Origin of the sequence: Humidesulfovibrio mexicanus (assembly GCF_900188225.1) — a bacterium.
In the GTDB taxonomy this organism is placed as follows: domain Bacteria; phylum Desulfobacterota; class Desulfovibrionia; order Desulfovibrionales; family Desulfovibrionaceae; genus Humidesulfovibrio; species Humidesulfovibrio mexicanus.
Genome location: NZ_FZOC01000001.1, coordinates 114,539 through 129,162 on the forward strand (window position 1 = coordinate 114,539; position 14,624 = coordinate 129,162).

17 protein-coding genes are annotated in these 14,624 nt (G+C 60.4%); 2 read left to right on the plus strand and 15 right to left on the minus strand.

Annotation, left to right across the window (positions count from 1 at the left end; genetic code table 11):
- Positions 1 to 86 precede the first annotated feature (86 nt).
- The 14 genes from fusA to CHB73_RS00700 all read right to left on the minus strand — a co-directional run bounded on the left by fusA (position 87) and on the right by CHB73_RS00700 (position 11,942).
- Positions 87 to 2,135: an elongation factor G gene (gene fusA, locus CHB73_RS00635; protein WP_089271027.1), complete on the minus strand. Its 2,049-nt coding sequence runs from the start codon at positions 2,133 to 2,135 to the stop codon at positions 87 to 89.
- Between the two features lie 37 nt (positions 2,136 to 2,172).
- Positions 2,173 to 2,991 (minus strand): hypothetical protein, encoded by an 819-nt coding sequence (locus CHB73_RS00640; protein ID WP_143337278.1) that lies wholly within the window; start codon positions 2,989 to 2,991, stop codon positions 2,173 to 2,175.
- 88 nt (positions 2,992 to 3,079) lie between these two features.
- Positions 3,080 to 3,805 (minus strand): outer membrane protein assembly factor BamD, encoded by a 726-nt coding sequence (locus tag CHB73_RS00645; protein WP_089271031.1) that lies wholly within the window; start codon positions 3,803 to 3,805, stop codon positions 3,080 to 3,082.
- Entirely contained in the window at positions 3,798 to 4,727 is a 930-nt protein-coding gene (gene trxB / locus CHB73_RS00650; protein WP_089271033.1) for a thioredoxin-disulfide reductase, read from the minus strand. The genes CHB73_RS00645 and trxB overlap by 8 nt, the downstream gene beginning before the upstream one ends.
- Before the next feature lie 7 nt (positions 4,728 to 4,734).
- Positions 4,735 to 5,052 (minus strand): thioredoxin, encoded by a 318-nt coding sequence (gene trxA, locus CHB73_RS00655; RefSeq protein ID WP_089271035.1) that lies wholly within the window; start codon positions 5,050 to 5,052, stop codon positions 4,735 to 4,737.
- Positions 5,053 to 5,143: 91 nt separating this feature from the next.
- Positions 5,144 to 6,274 carry a tRNA (adenosine(37)-N6)-threonylcarbamoyltransferase complex transferase subunit TsaD gene (gene tsaD / locus CHB73_RS00660; RefSeq protein ID WP_089271037.1) on the minus strand — a complete coding sequence of 377 codons (1,131 nt, stop codon included), beginning with the start codon at positions 6,272 to 6,274 and terminating at the stop codon, positions 5,144 to 5,146.
- A gap of 5 nt (positions 6,275 to 6,279) precedes the next feature.
- Entirely contained in the window at positions 6,280 to 7,299 is a 1,020-nt protein-coding gene (gene fbp, locus CHB73_RS00665; protein WP_089271039.1) for a class 1 fructose-bisphosphatase, read from the minus strand.
- 34 nt (positions 7,300 to 7,333) lie between these two features.
- Complete coding sequence (locus CHB73_RS00670) at positions 7,334 to 8,071, minus strand: hypothetical protein (protein ID WP_143337279.1); 738 nt, start codon at positions 8,069 to 8,071, stop codon at positions 7,334 to 7,336.
- A gap of 162 nt (positions 8,072 to 8,233) precedes the next feature.
- The gene (locus tag CHB73_RS00675) at positions 8,234 to 9,070 is read right to left on the minus strand and encodes a tetratricopeptide repeat protein (protein ID WP_089271043.1); all 837 of its coding nucleotides are present in this window, start codon (positions 9,068 to 9,070) and stop codon (positions 8,234 to 8,236) included.
- Positions 9,054 to 9,374 carry an FtsB family cell division protein gene (locus CHB73_RS00680; protein ID WP_089271045.1) on the minus strand — a complete coding sequence of 107 codons (321 nt, stop codon included), beginning with the start codon at positions 9,372 to 9,374 and terminating at the stop codon, positions 9,054 to 9,056. The genes CHB73_RS00675 and CHB73_RS00680 overlap by 17 nt, the downstream gene beginning before the upstream one ends.
- Before the next feature lie 9 nt (positions 9,375 to 9,383).
- Entirely contained in the window at positions 9,384 to 9,659 is a 276-nt protein-coding gene (locus tag CHB73_RS00685; RefSeq protein WP_089271047.1) for a hypothetical protein, read from the minus strand.
- Positions 9,660 to 9,700: 41 nt separating this feature from the next.
- Positions 9,701 to 10,261, minus strand: coding sequence for a CDP-diacylglycerol--glycerol-3-phosphate 3-phosphatidyltransferase (gene pgsA / locus CHB73_RS00690; protein ID WP_089271049.1), 561 nt, complete (start codon positions 10,259 to 10,261; stop codon positions 9,701 to 9,703).
- Positions 10,262 to 10,283: 22 nt separating this feature from the next.
- Positions 10,284 to 11,171, minus strand: a complete 888-nt coding sequence (locus CHB73_RS00695; protein WP_235641454.1) for an Mrp/NBP35 family ATP-binding protein — start codon at positions 11,169 to 11,171, stop codon at positions 10,284 to 10,286.
- Positions 11,172 to 11,297: 126 nt separating this feature from the next.
- Positions 11,298 to 11,942: a protein-L-isoaspartate(D-aspartate) O-methyltransferase gene (locus tag CHB73_RS00700; protein ID WP_089271051.1), complete on the minus strand. Its 645-nt coding sequence runs from the start codon at positions 11,940 to 11,942 to the stop codon at positions 11,298 to 11,300.
- Between the two features lie 171 nt (positions 11,943 to 12,113).
- On the opposite strand from CHB73_RS00700, the gene CHB73_RS00705 reads away from it, so the two are divergent.
- Together CHB73_RS00705 and CHB73_RS00710 are read left to right on the plus strand one after the other, a co-directional pair.
- Positions 12,114 to 12,551 (plus strand): CBS domain-containing protein, encoded by a 438-nt coding sequence (locus tag CHB73_RS00705; protein WP_089271053.1) that lies wholly within the window; start codon positions 12,114 to 12,116, stop codon positions 12,549 to 12,551.
- A gap of 41 nt (positions 12,552 to 12,592) precedes the next feature.
- Complete coding sequence (locus CHB73_RS00710) at positions 12,593 to 13,930, plus strand: M23 family metallopeptidase (protein ID WP_089271055.1); 1,338 nt, start codon at positions 12,593 to 12,595, stop codon at positions 13,928 to 13,930.
- Between the two features lie 79 nt (positions 13,931 to 14,009).
- On the opposite strand, the gene CHB73_RS17300 is transcribed toward CHB73_RS00710, so the two are convergent.
- Complete coding sequence (locus CHB73_RS17300; RefSeq protein WP_089271057.1) at positions 14,010 to 14,432, minus strand: YjdF family protein; 423 nt, start codon at positions 14,430 to 14,432, stop codon at positions 14,010 to 14,012.
- Positions 14,433 to 14,624: the final 192 nt, after the last annotated feature.

Here is a 14,624-nt window from a genome sequence, read left to right on the forward strand (position 1 = left end):
TACCCTGTAGCAATTGACGGGGGAAAATGCAACGTGGCTGGCCGATTCCATCAACAGGATCCTATCGGCCATGGGAAGAGGCAAGCTTAGGCAAGCACATCGAATTTGGCGAACTTCATGGAAAAAGAAGCACGCCCTTGCGTTGCGGAACGCAGGAACGTGGAAAAGCCGAACATCTGCCTGAGCGGCGCGTACGCCTGGATGAGCTTGTTGCCGCCTCGGTCCAAAATGCTCTCGATCTTCGCCCCCTTGCTGCCAAGAAGCCCCACGACCTCGCCGACAAAGGCGTCAGGAGCGATGAGCTCCACCAGCATGATCGGCTCCAACAACTGCGGCCCTGCTTCGGCAAGCACGCTTTTGAGCGCCATCGCCGCAGCCATGCGGTAGCCTGCCGGGCTTGATTCGCCCTCGCGGCGAGGGAGATCCAGCACGCGCAACCGCACATCCTGCACCGGGTAGCCCCCAAGCACGCCGCACGCCAGACCATCGGCGAGCCCCAACTCCACAGCCTCCATCCAGGCTTGCGGAAAACGCATACGGTCACATTCCACGCGCACCTCTCTGCCCTGTCCGCGGGCAAGGGGTTCCACGGCCAGACGCACGGCGCCGTAATGCAGCGCCTCGCCAAGCTCGCGGTGGAATTCCTCTGTCACCTCGGCCGCACGGGTCACGGTTTCCTGATGCACCACTTGCGGCTTTCCTGTCCGGGGATGCACACCATGCTCGCGGGCCATGCGCTCCAACAAAACCTCAAGATGCAGCTCGCCCATGCCGGAGAGCACCACCTGACCGGTATCCTCGTCGCGCACCACGGACAGCGTCGGGTCCTCCACAAGATAGCGCCGCAGCACCTCGTCGAGCTTGTCCGCCTCTTCGGCGTTTCGAGGCTCGATGGCCAGGGAGATCACCGGCTTGTAGTCTGCCATCTGCTCAAGGAGGATGGGATTGTCCGCCCGGCACAGGGTGTCCCCCGTGACGCCGAACCGAAGCCCCACCGCCGCCACGATCTCGCCTGCGCGGGCGATTTCGATCTTCTCCCTGCGGTCGGCGTGGAGTCGGAACACCCTCGCCACACGCTCTTCGCAGTCGCGCGTGGCGTTGTGCACGCTTTCCCCCTCAACCAGGTGCCCGGAATATATTCGCAAGAGTGATTGCTTCCGGCCGGAGTCCATGACGACCTTGAACACCAGCGCCGAAAGCGGAGCCTCGGGATCGGGCGGAAAGGACTTTGGCAGTCCGCTGGCTGGATCAACGCCGCATTGCGGCGATGCCTCAAGCGGACTTGGCAAGAAATCGCATACTGCGTCCATGAGCGGTTGGACGCCGCAGTTGCGCAAGGCCGAGCCCAGCAGCACAGGCACGAGCTTGAGCGCAATCGTGGCTTGGCGAATCGCCGCCACAAGGGTCTCGGCCGGAATATCCTGTCCGGCCAGGTACGCCTCCATGATCCCGTCATGGGCATCCGCGAGGGTTTCGAGCATGGCTTCGCGTCTTGGAGCAACGCGCTCACGTTCGGCCTGGGTAAGCGGTCGGCGGCTGTACTCCGCCCCGCGACTGTCCGCATCGAACTCAAGGCGCTCCATGCGAAGCAGATCGAACACGCCGGAAAAATCCTGTCCTTGGCCGTCGGGAACCTGCAGGGCGAGAGGCACGACTCCGAGCTTCTCCCGAATGGAGGTAAGCACGGCGTCAAAGTCAGCCCCAAGCCGGTCCATCTTGTTCACAAAGGCCAATTTGGGCACATGATAGGACTCGCTTTGACGCCACACGGTCTCAGACTGCGGCTCCACACCGCTCACGGCGCAGAAGACCCCTATGGCGCCATCCAGAACGCGCAGGCTGCGCTCCACCTCGACAGTGAAATCCACATGCCCTGGCGTATCGATGAGGTTCACCACATGCCCTCGCCACTGACAGGAGGTGACGGCAGAGGCGATGGTAATGCCGCGGTCCTGCTCCTCCGGCATGAAGTCCATGGTGGCCGTACCTTCATGGACTTCTCCGAGTCGATGGATACGCCCGGAATAAAAGAGAATGCGTTCGGAAAGCGTCGTCTTGCCCGCATCTATGTGCGCAATGATGCCGATGTTGCGGATGGACTGCAGATACTTGGAAGAAAGCGGTTTCCTGCTCACGGTCTTCAGCCTTCGCGTGTATGCGGGTCAAGGGGAATCAGGCTGGGGAAAAAACCTCGTTGCAGACAAGGAAGGCCTGAGGGCCAAGTCCTGGCCAGCGCCACATGCCCAGGCTGCCGGTGGCGACCGTCACGGCCGCACCGCCCTGGCGTGCGCGTTCGTCCGGGCAAACGAGCAAGTCCCGTTCCGCATTGCAAAATGCCAGCCAATCGGACTCATGCGTATCCTGTCCTGGGCGGTTGGTCTCCCATTGCAGCACGCCATACAACAAGGACACGTCATCAGCTGGGGGAATATCGGCGGTGTCGCGCCACAGAGCGACTCGCCAGGGGCGACGCAGCGCAAGCAGACGCACGGTTGATGCAGCCAGACGCTCTGCAAGCGTTGGACGTTGCAGCAGACGAGCCAATGCCGCGGTTCCCGGATAGAGCACGACGCCGGGGCGACCGTCCGCCATGCAGGCGTCAAGCAACCGCTGCACCTGGATTGGGCCAAAAGCGGCGACACGTTCCTGGCCGGCAAGCTCGCAGGCGGTCAGCAGCGTGTCAGGAGCAGCGGAACGAGACCCCATCCAGGCCACAAGCACATGCGGGACACGTGCGCAAAGCGCAGGAATCAAGGCCGCCAACAAAAACGCCGGAGCGCTCATGCTGTCGTCAACGAGCAAGAGCGCGAAGGAGACGGGAGCCATGCGGGATTCCCGCCGCATGGTCGGATAGTGCTCGTCCAGGGTCCAGGACAAGGGGCCCATAGGCTGATCAAGCTGGTAATGCCGGGCGATGAGCCCCTTGATCAGACTTCTGCTGCGATCGCCAAGCGAAGCATATGCGCGGGAAAAACAGGCCTCAGGCACCATCCGGCCCTCGGTCCAGGCCGGAAAGGGGCTCGGGCGCAATTCTGGAAGGGGCGGCTCCATGGCGGCACGTTTCCTGCTGCTGCCTTCACTACAGCCATTTGAGCAGGCGCTTCCAGGTCCACTGGATGCGCTCGCGTTCTTCTTCGGACAGCACCTTCTGGTATTCAAAGTAGGAATACTCGGCCCTTTTCTTCACGTATTCCTTGAATTCCACAACGTCTGCGAAATTCTCCAGGACATACATGTAGCGATGCCACGCGGCGCCGAACTGACTTGTACGCCAGTAAAAATCCGCAACAAAGATCTCGTGCTCGGCCAGAATCTTACGGCAACGGGCGATGTTCTGCTTTACCGACTCGGAAAACTCCGAGTTGGGATAGGCTTCTTCAAGGCGATAGAAAATTTCCAGCGCCTCCTTCACGTTGTCCTGGCGTAGGTCGATAGTGCGGAATTGGTTCAGGTTGCTCAGGCCCATTTGGAACAGTACATACGGAATCTGTTCGCTGCTGGGGTGAAGGTTCTCGAACTCCTTGTAGGCGTCCAAGGCCTCGGGGAACTTGCCATCCAGGAAATAGGCGTCGCCAAGCGCAATTTCAGCCTTCGGGGTAAGCGGACTGAAAGGATAACGATCCTTGAGCTTCAGGAAGTTCTCTGCGGCGCTGGAATAATGCTTGTCGCGCATGTGGTCCATGCCGGTCTCGAAAAGCTCCTGCGCGGTGTCGTCGGGTGGGGGAAGAAAATAATAGTCGATGAGCCCGCAAGACGACAGGAGCGGGAGCAACAGAAGCAGGAGTGACGCAAAGCGCTTATGCATTCAATTCTTCCAGGTAGGCGTACGCGGCGGTTGCGGCGGTTGCGCCATCGCCCACTGCGGTGGCCACCTGACGGCAATTCTTGCTGCGGACATCGCCAGCGGCGAAAATTCCAGGCAGGTTGGTGCGCATTTCGCAATCGGTGACAATGAACCCCGCGGGATCAAGCCCAAGGCCTTCCGGCACAAACGGGCACACAGGCTCGAAGCCGACGAATACAAACACGCCATCAACGGCAAGTTCGCTTTTGCCACCGTTTTTGACGTTCTTAAGGGCCACGGAGGTTACGCCCTTGAAGGGGTCTCCCTTGATTTCCTCGACCACGGTGCTTCGCAGAATGCTGATCTTGGGATTGGTCACGCACTTGTCCTGGTAGCACTTGGCTCCACGGAATTCGTCGCGACGGTGGATGAGGTGGAGCTTGTCCACCAGCCGGGCCAAGTACAGAGACTCCTCGAGGGCTGAATTGCCGCCGCCAATGACCGCGACCGTCTTGCCACGGAAGAAATTGCCATCGCACAGGGCGCAATAGGACACGCCCCGTCCGGTGTACAAATCCTCTCCCGGGGTGCCTACGCGCTTGTAGCGGGCACCGGAACACAACACCACGGCCTTGGCGCGCAACACCTCGTCGCCGACCTTGATGTCGTAGCCGCCGTCGGCGGCGGTGATGGAGCGCACCTCGTCAGAATGGCGAGACAGTTCATAATTATTCAAGTGCTCGACGAACTTGTCCACCAACTCATAGCCCTTAACAGGCTTTGGAAACCCGGGGTAGTTCTCGATTTCTTCGGTCATGAGCACCTGCCCGCCGGGAGAAAGCTTCTCGACCAGGGCGGTATTCACGCCAGCGCGCACAAGATACAATGCGGCGGTGAGCCCGGCAGGCCCACCGCCGATGACGACAACGTCGTAAGTATTCATACCTAAGTTAGACCTTCTTGGCGATCATGTCCTTGATGCTGCTCTTGGAAACGGCGCCGGTGGACTGGTCCACCACCTCTCCATCCTTGAACAGAATCAGGGTGGGGATGGCACGAATGCCAAAGCGGCTTGGGCTGGCGGAGTTCTCGTCCACATTCATCTTGCAGATTTTGACCTTGCCTTCGAATTCAACCGCCAATTCGTCGATGATGGGACCCATCGCGCGGCAGGGGCCGCACCAGGGAGCCCAAAAATCCACCAGAACGGGAACCGGGCTTTTGAGGACTTCCTGCTCGAAATTGCCGTCAGTCACCTGGGTAGCCATACTCTCTCCTTCAGCCTTGAGGTGTCGTTGGTGCTATGCGTAATTTGTCGTCTGGCCTGTAGGATGAAGGCCATGCCGCATGTTCGGCAAACTAGTTCCCCGGCCCAATTCTGTCAAGACGCATGGCCTGCAGCATCGGTGCATCGCGGGTCCAATCGCGCGGCACGGCGCGGCCACGTGGAATGCTTTCAAGATCAAGACCGTGAGAATATCCTTCACGCAGGGCAAGCCACCCCGCGTGGGCCACCATGGCGGCGTTGTCCGTGCAGAGGGAAGGCTTTGGCATGTGCGCCGCAAGGCCCCGGCCCTCGGCCTCGGCGCGTAGGGCCGCGCGCACATGGGAATTCGCCGCAACGCCTCCGGCCACGACAACAGCACGCAGTTCGGAATCGCGATCCAAAGCCCGGGCCACCTTGACCCGCAACGTTTCGGCCACCGCGTAATTGAACGAGGCGGCAAGAAGCGACAGTTCAGCCGGATGCGGGTGAGCGGTCAAGACCCCGCCACGGAGCAAGACTTCGGCCTGTGGCATGACCGGAAAGGGCAAGTGCGGCCTCGCGGCCAGACGCTCGGCAACTGCGGTCTTGAGGCCGCTGAAGCTGAAGTCGAGATTGTCGTTGTGCACATAGGCAAGGGGAAACATGGAGCGCTCGGGCTCCACCCCCTGGCTCATCTCGTCAAGATACCGCCCGCCGGGATACGGAAGATTGAGCAGCTTGGCCACCTTGTCAAAGGCCTCGCCGGCGGCGTCGTCCAAAGTGCGGCCCAAAAGGGTGAAGCGCGTGGGATCGTCCACGCGGTAGATGTGAGTATGGCCGCCCGAAACCAGCACCCCGAGGGCGGGGAACAGCATCTGCTCCTGCAATCCCGCAGCAAGGATGTGCGCGTGGAGATGGTCGACGCCAACAAGCCGAGCTTCTGTGGCCAGGCACAGCCCCTTGGCGAACGAAAGTCCTACCAGCAGACTGCCGAGCAGGCCGGGGCCGCGGGCGACGGCGACTCCGGAGAGGCCTTCCGGCGAAGCTCCGGTCTTGCGCAACAGATCGTGAAACAAGCCAGGCAGCATCTTCTGGTGCTCACGCGAGGCGATTTCCGGCACCACTCCGCCGAATACGGCGTGGATGTCCGTTTGCGAGGCCAAGGATTCGCCAAGCAGCCGCCCATCATCAATCAGGGCGACCCCGGTTTCATCGCAAGAGGTCTCGATTCCGAGGACGAGCACTGGGCCTATGCCTGTTGCGCGGCGGTGTAGATTTCCCGGACCTTTTCCACGTCGAACCGCGAGCCGACGAAGAGCGGCACCCGCTGGTGCAGGTGCTCAGGCACGATGTCGAGGATGCGGCGGACGCCGTCGGTGGCGAGCCCCCCCGCCTGTTCGACGATGAAGGCCATGGGCGCGGCCTCGCACATGAGACGCAGCTTGCCCCCTGGCTTGCTTGGGTCGCGGTTGTCCGAGGGATACATGAAGATTCCGCCGTAGACCAGATTGCGGTGGAAATCCGACACGAGAGAGCCGATGTACCGCAGGCTGCAAGGCTTTTTCCGGCTCATGCCCACGGCCTTGAAATGCGCCAGAACGTCAAGGGTCGGCTTGTCCCAATAGTGATAGTAGCCCTCGTTGACGGAATAGATGTTGCCCTGCTCCGGAATGCGGAGGTTGGGGTGCGAAAGCAGGAACTCGCCCACGCTGGGATCAAGCGTGAATCCGTTCACTCCGTCCCCGGTGGTGAAGACCATCATGCAGGAAGAGCCATAGAGGATATACCCTGCGGCGACCTGGTCCGATCCCCTTTGGAGGTAATCCGAGGCGAGCAGGCGCGTATCGCTGGGACTTTTGCGACGGTAGATGGAAAAAATGGTCCCGATGCTCACATTGGCGTCGATGTTCGAAGAGCCGTCCAAGGGATCGAAAATGACAAAATAGTCCCCGGTGGGCAGGCCGTCGGGAATCTCGATGATGTCGGCGTTCTCCTCGGAGGCCATGGCGCACAGTGCCCCGCAGCGGGAAAGCCTGTGGATGAGCACCCGGTTGGCGAACTCGTCCAACTTCTTGACCTCTTCACCCTGGACGTTCACGTCGCCGGTGAAGCCGAGCACATCCACAAGCCCGGCCTTGCTCACCTCGCGCTGGATGATCTTGGCCGAGAGAATCAACTCGTTGAACAGACGGGTGAAGCGGCCGGTGGCCATGGGGACCTGCTTCTGGTGCAAAAGCAGATGCTCGGTGACGGTGATTTGCTGGGCCATGAGGGGGTCCTCCGTGCGCGCAGAGCTGCGCCGATTACGAATTGCCGCCGAAGAACGGGATCGAAAACCCCTTGTCCTCGATGCTTGCGTTGGCGCTTTCGGTGGCGAAGACGAACAGATCGCGCCCGATGAACCGGGCCAGCCACGTGTACTGCTTTTCCCCGGCCATGACCGTGCCGTGAATCTTTTCCTTCATGATTTCAAGCCAGGGGATATTGGTCAGTTCGACAGCGCCAGCGGGAGGGGTCTCCGTCGAGGTCCACAGCTTCTGGGCGCGCGGATCGACGATCACGAGCTGTTCCGGCTCGGGGCAAAAGGAAAAGAGCACCCGCGGGTCAAAGCTGATCACGTGCAGGCCTTTGAAATCCGCGCCGTCGAAATTGGGCATTCCGAAGTACAGCTCCGGACCAAGAGCGGTGTAGTCCACAACGGTCTTGACCAACGTCTCGCGCCAGATGGACTCGAACACCAAGGGCTCGGAGAAACGCTTGAGGGGGACAGGAGGCCTGCGCATCAAGATCTCCCCGTTCTCATCGGCCACAATGACCCCGTCTACCCAGGGGAAACGCGTCAGCAACGCGTTGATCCAGGCCTCGTCGGGACGATAGTCAATGCTGGTGACATAGCGGGTGAGGGCCATGATCCGCGCATCCACGGGCGAGAACAGCAGGGCCAGCTTCTCCTGGTTGGGATTCTCCCACTTGTAGCGATTCACGTCGATGGCAGGAGCGGGGTTGATGAACTCCTTGGTGTCCTTCATCGTTGAGCGCATACTGCTGACGCCAGTCTCCCAGCTGGGGCCAACGGCGCCGCAGCCTGAGAGAAACGCCACGCACACGGCGAAGCACGATACCAAAACGGGGCGGCGAGAAACGCGCCACCATCCTGACCTGAAAAGGGGGGTGGACATGATTGTGCGACCTCTGCGGCTGTCTCAGGCCTGGATGCGGGACTCAAGGCGCGCGGCCAGGGCCTCCAGCGTGCTCATCAGGCGGTTCTTGGCGTGTTTTCCGAAGGGATCATCAGCGGGTGGTGGGACAGGACCGCCCTCTCCCGCCGGGGCCGCAGCCATGTTTGCCTCAAGGGTTGCGATGCGGCTGGAAAGGTCGGTCTTCTCGCGATCGTCCAGGGCGCGCCCCCAAAGTTCGCGGTAGATGCCCAGAGCTCCGCCAAAATCGCCCTGAGAAGCGAGCAACTCGGCCATGGTGCGCGTGCGGTAGCTCCCCGCTTCAGGAGCGGGCCCGTCGTACCCCGCTTCGGCGCCATCCAGCGCTGCGGCAGAACGGTCCGGCGCGGGCTGGGCCTGTGGGGCAGAAACTGTATGCTCGCGCGGTTTGCGCGCACCGGTCTTGAGGGGGCCGATAAGCCGTTCGGTGAGCGAACTCAGGCCCTCGATGACGACATCGGTCCATTTGACGGGACGATCAGTGAAGTGCGAGGCGACCAGCATGAGGAAGACGGAGAAATCGCGGTCCTTTTCAGCAGTCTGCTGCGCCCACAGGGACCAAAAAGCCGGATAGCGCTCAAGTGGCTTGATGACGGCGGGCATATGCTCCAGAGCCTCGTCGTATCGCTCCTGCCGTGTCAGCACCTGGATGAGCAGAAGCCGCGCTTCCATGGAATCGGGGTGGCGGTCCAACCCTTGCCGCAGCGTCCGCTCGGCGTCCTCAAGCTGGCCGAACTCCACAAACAGCTTGGCGAGGGGGAAAAAAATGCGAGACCCCGGTTCGAGGGCCAAGACCTCTTGATACCACTCAATCTTTCTTCTCATCGTCCTCGGCCCCCTGGGGTACGTCGGTCCTGTCGGAGAAGATATACAGCACTTCATTTTCTTTCACGTAGTTCATCTTGTCGCGAATGACCATCTCCTGGTAGGCGCGGTCCGTCTTCAGACGGCGGATCTCGTTGCTCAACTCAAGACATTTGGCGTCAACGTCGCCCAATTGTCTCTCAAGCTCCGCGGCGCGCTTTTGCATGTTCATGTAGGCGATGACGCCATGGTCGCTCCAAATGATACGGAACAGAAGCACCAAGTTGACCGCGACCAACACGGTGAGCAGAATTCTCCGGGCCATGTGCGGTCCTCACTGCAGGCGCGAGCCGAAGCGTCCGTTGGGCCGAACACGTGCCAACGGCGCACGAAGCTCCTCAAGAAAACTCGCGGTGGCGCTCTCCACGCGCGACACATCATCCTCGTTCAACAGCACGGTGTCGATGCGGCGCAAAAAATCCTTGAGCACGCCAAACTCCTCAAGCAGGCCCTTGCCGAGCTCAAGCTTCTCCAATTCCGGCTCCAAATCCAAAATGGTTTGGAGGCAGTTGGAAATGCGCGCCAAATGGCTGTCATCCGGATTGCTCATCACCCTGCTCCGCAGCGGTCGCCAGCAACGCCGCTTCCTGCTCACTCGGCTTGTAACCAGTTCTTATAGAAATTGTACAGATAATTCCCCCCCGAAAAAACCGTAAGTCCAAGAGCGACATAAAGCACAAACATGCCGAGAGGCGCTGGATCGTATCCAAATATCGGGTAATGGGCCAGCAAGGGCACCAATGCCAAGCTCTGGGCTATTGTCTTCATCTTTCCGAAGCGATCCGCAGCGATGACGACCCCGCGGTCGGCAGCGACACCGCGCATTCCGGTCACGGCCAACTCGCGGCAAATGATGACCACAACGATCCAGGCCTCGACCCACCCCAACTCCACGAGCATGATCAACACCGACCCGATGAGCAGCTTGTCCGCGAGGGGATCGAGGAACTTCCCAAGGTTGGTGATGAGATTCTGCCTGCGGGCGACGTAGCCATCGGCCATGTCTGTGAGCGAAGCCAAAGCGAACACGATAGCGGAAAGATAGGCCAGCAACACAGTTTGCATCGCCTGTTCCAGATACAGGAGCACGACGATGACCGGCACCGCAAAGATGCGCGCCAGGGTCAACATGTTGGCCAGATTCAAGGTCATAACGTGGCTGCGCCCCCCCGTGCTACTTGTGGACGGTGGAAGCGGCCTCCAGGCTGGTCTGAGCCGCATGGGCGACGCGGTCTCCAAGCGCCAGCAAGGCGGTCTTGGCAGGGGTTTCACCAGGCAGAAGCACCACCGGCGTCCCCATATCCCCGGCTACGACAGTGGCTGGATCAAGGGGGATGGCGCCGAGGAACTCCAGCCCGTACTGGTCTGCCAGCTCCTTTCCGCCGCCCTGCTTGAAAAGATCGATGATCTTGCCGCAATGCGGGCAGGCAAGCCCGCTCATGTTCTCCACAACGCCAAGAATGTTGGCCTGGGCGTACTGAAGGAAATTGATCGCCTTGCGCACATCGGCGAGGGATATTTCCTGCGGGGTGGTGACGACCACGGCCAATGCGTCCGGGATGAGCTTCAGCACCGTCATGGGCTCGTCGCCGGTGCCCGGAGGCGAGTCCACGACCAGAAAGTCAAGCTCGCCCCATTGCACATCGGAAATGAACTGGCGAATGGCCGAAGTCTTCATGGGCCCGCGCCACATCACGGCCTGGTCCGGATCCAGCAGCAGCGAGTCCATGGACACCACGTGAAGGTTGTCGTTGTACTGCTTTGGTTTGACGAGGCTGCCGCGATCCTGCTCCAATTGCCCCGTGAGGCCAAGCAGCCGCGGCACGCTGGGGCCATGGATGTCCACGTCCATAAGCCCGACCTTGAATCCCTTTGCGGCGAGCGCAGCGGCTATGTTGACGGAAACGGAGCTTTTCCCGACGCCGCCCTTGCCGCTCATGACAAACAACTTGTAGCGGATGCGCTGAAGGGTAAGGGAAATAAGCTGATCCTGCATGGCCAGCTTTGCGTTGGTTTCACCCTTGTTGGCCGAGGAACAGGAACTACCGGTGCACGAACTCACAATAGACACTCCAGGGTCGGAATTATGGCGCTTTTGACCTTCAAAAATGAAGTATGGCCGATTTTGCCGTGCGTGTAAATCGTGAAGAAGGAGACCAGGCCAGCGGGGCCGGGGCACAGGCGCAGACTACCAACCATGCTCACCGACGAGATCGACGAAGGCCACGGGGCACACCTCGCTCCATTGCGGTCCGTCCGGCTGCCGCTCAACAAGGATCAACCGCTGGGAGCGCCGACTGGAGCCGACAGGGATGACGAGACGCCCGTCCTCGGCCAACTGCTCCACAAGAGGGGCGGGAACCTCCGGTCCCCCTGCGGTGACGATGATGCGGTCGAAGGGCGCGGCGCTTGGCCATCCCAAAGTGCCATCATCCTGTTTCACATGGATATTGAACAGCCCAAGCGACAAAAGCCGTTCGCGCGCGCGCGTGCAAAGCTTCGGAATGCGCTCAACTGTGTACACGTCCGCTCCAAGCTTGGCCAACACAGCAGACTGGTATCCGGAACCCGTGCCGATTTCCAACACCTTCATGCCGGGCTCCACCATGAGCAACTCGCTCATGAGGGCGACGATATACGGCTGCGAAATGGTCTGCCCTTCGCCAATCGGCAGGGGGGCGTCCATATATGCCTGCCTGGCCAGGGCCTCCTCCACGAAAAGATGCCTGGGCAGTTCGCCCATGACTGCGAGAACCCTGGCGTCTTTGATGCCTCGTGACACGAGTTGCTCGCTCACCATGCGTTCGCGTTGTCGTTTCGGATCAACCCGCATCGTCGCTGTACCGTCCCCTTCGTCGAAGTCTTGTTTCTGGCCGTGCTCTACAGATTTTGACGACCAAGTCAACACGAACCAGTCAGCTCTTGACACACCGCAGCATTGCTTACACAATCAAAGACAGGCATCCAGACTGCCGCGAGCACCCCGAACGCCGAGGAGACGCCCATGTTCAAAATCCGAGAACTCATGACAACCCCCGTCTATTCCCTGCGCGAAACGGATACGCTCCAAAGCGCACGGGTGCTCATGGACAAGAAGCGCATTCGGCATGTGCCCATTACAACCGCCGACAACGCCTTTCGGGGGCTGATCACCAATCGCGACGTGCTGGCGAACACCATTTCCCACCTTGCCAATATTGACCCTGCAACACAAAACGAAATCGACGCCGGCATTCCCTTGCAGGAAATCATGCGCACAGACGTGTGCATCATCTCCCCGGAAGAAACCGTGCGCGAAGCTGCGCACATTCTGTACAATCACAAGTACGGTTGCCTTCCTGTCGTTGAGGACGGAAAACTCGTCGGCATTGTCACCGAGGCCGACTTCCTCCAGCTGACCATGCAGCTTCTGGACGCAATGGAACCTTCCGAACTGGCCTGATCAGCACGACAAGTCTGGCCGTCACAACAAACCAGGATATCATGAAGATTCATCAAAACGCCAAGAAACGTCCCGGCTTTCCACTCCGCGCCAGCCTCCCTGTCATCGGCATCGTCCTGCTGGCCCTTGCAGCAATCTTTGTGCTTCGCGATGGCGGGTCCCCCACCATCAAGCTTTCCCCACAGACGGGTGCCGCGTCCTACACCACGGAGTTTTCACTTGATTTGTCGGCCGGAAAATCCGGTCTCAAGGAATGCTCCGTCGTGGCGGCGCAAGACGGCAAGCGTGTGGAGCTGCTGCGCGAGTCCTTCTCCGACAAACGCCCGGCGCACGCAGCGGCGTTCCGCCTTCCCCGCGAGGCCGGGTTCAAGGAAGGGTCCGTGGAGCTTTCCGTCATTGTTCGCAGCAACGCCATGCTCTCATTTCTCGGCCGAGGCAAGGCCAGCCTGGTGCAGCAGATCACCCTCGACTTCACCCCGCCCCGTTTGAGCGTGACCCCCGGCGTCCACAACGTGAACCAGGGAGGCGGCGCAGCGGTAAGCTACACCGTTTCCAAGCCTGTGGAGAGCACAGGCGTCATGGTCGGGTCGCACCTCTTCCCGGGCTACCAGCAGCCTGACGGCCGGTATCTCTGCTATTTTGCAATGCCGCACGACATGCAGCCCAGCCAGTTCAAGCCAAAGGTCATCGCCCGTGACAAGGCCGGCAACGAGGCCACGCAAAACGTGAGCGTCCTGGCGATCCCCAAGCCCTTCAAGGCGGACAAGCTCAACATCCCCGACGAATTCTTGAACAGCAAGATGCCGCAGTACACCGCCCTGTATCCGTCCGAAACATCGCCACTGGAGATATACAAGCGCGTCAACACGGAATTGCGGGACAAAAACGTCACGGAGCTGCTCAAGATCGGCAAGGATACCTCCCCCACTCCGTTGTGGAGCGGACCTTTCCTGCGGCTGCCCAACGCGGCGAGCAGGGCGGGATTCGGCGACCAACGCGACTATTTCTACCAAGGCGAAAAGATCGACCACCAGACCCACATGGGCGTGGATCTGGCCAGCGTGGCCAACGCACCTGTCCCGGCCGCAAACTCCGGCCGCGTGGTTCTGGCGGAATTCTTTGGCATCTATGGCAACTGCGTCATCATCGACCACGGGCTTGGGCTGCAAAGCCTGTACTCGCACCTGGACGAAATGAGCGTGACCAAGGGCACGCAGGTCAAGAAGGGCGACATCATCGGCAAGACAGGCACTACAGGCTTGGCCGGAGGAGACCACCTGCACTTCGGCATGATCATTGGAGGACTGCAGGTGAACCCGGTGGAATGGTGGGACGATCATTGGATCAAAGACAATATTCTCGAGCACACTGGAAAGTAGGCGCATCCGAGGCACGCAGCAGAACAAAGGCCGGGGTCCCGGCCTTTTTTTGTGCCCTGCTCCCGATAGGACTGTGCGCTTAATGGCCTCGCCGCTTGCGCTTTCGCCGTTCGCAACGCTCCACAAAACGCTCGTCGCGCAGGGCTTCACGCCGGGCCGACCGTGCGGACAGGCGTTCAATCTTGCGAGCCTCGCGCTCTGCCTGGACCGACTGTCTCGCCTTCGAGACTGCGCAAACGTCGCGCAAGGTGCGGGCGATCTCTCGCAGGCGTCGCTTCGGACTAAGCTTTGGCTGGGGCCCGATGCTGCCCTGCTCCGCACGCGCCCAAAGGAGACGACCATACCCGGTGCCTTGGACAAACGCACCAAGTTCAGCGATCCCAGGCTCCTGGCCGAACACATGACGCGCCGCTGAGCATTCTCCAGCGCACTCGCGTTCAAAATACCCAACCCAAAACCCAGCCTCGAACAGAATCAAGAGTCGAACTGTGACGGTCTCCACTCGCTTTCCCCTTTGTTGTGTACAATGCCCAGGAACGGACGACCCAAGGGGGGAAGGTTACTGGCACGCCATGCGGCGTGCGTCCGGACTACCAACCGGACCGTGTTTTTATCCTGGTGAGCCACTCAATAGGAAATAAATCATAGGGAATGCTCCGGCGTTGGGCAAGGAGCACATGCTGGCCCGAGCATA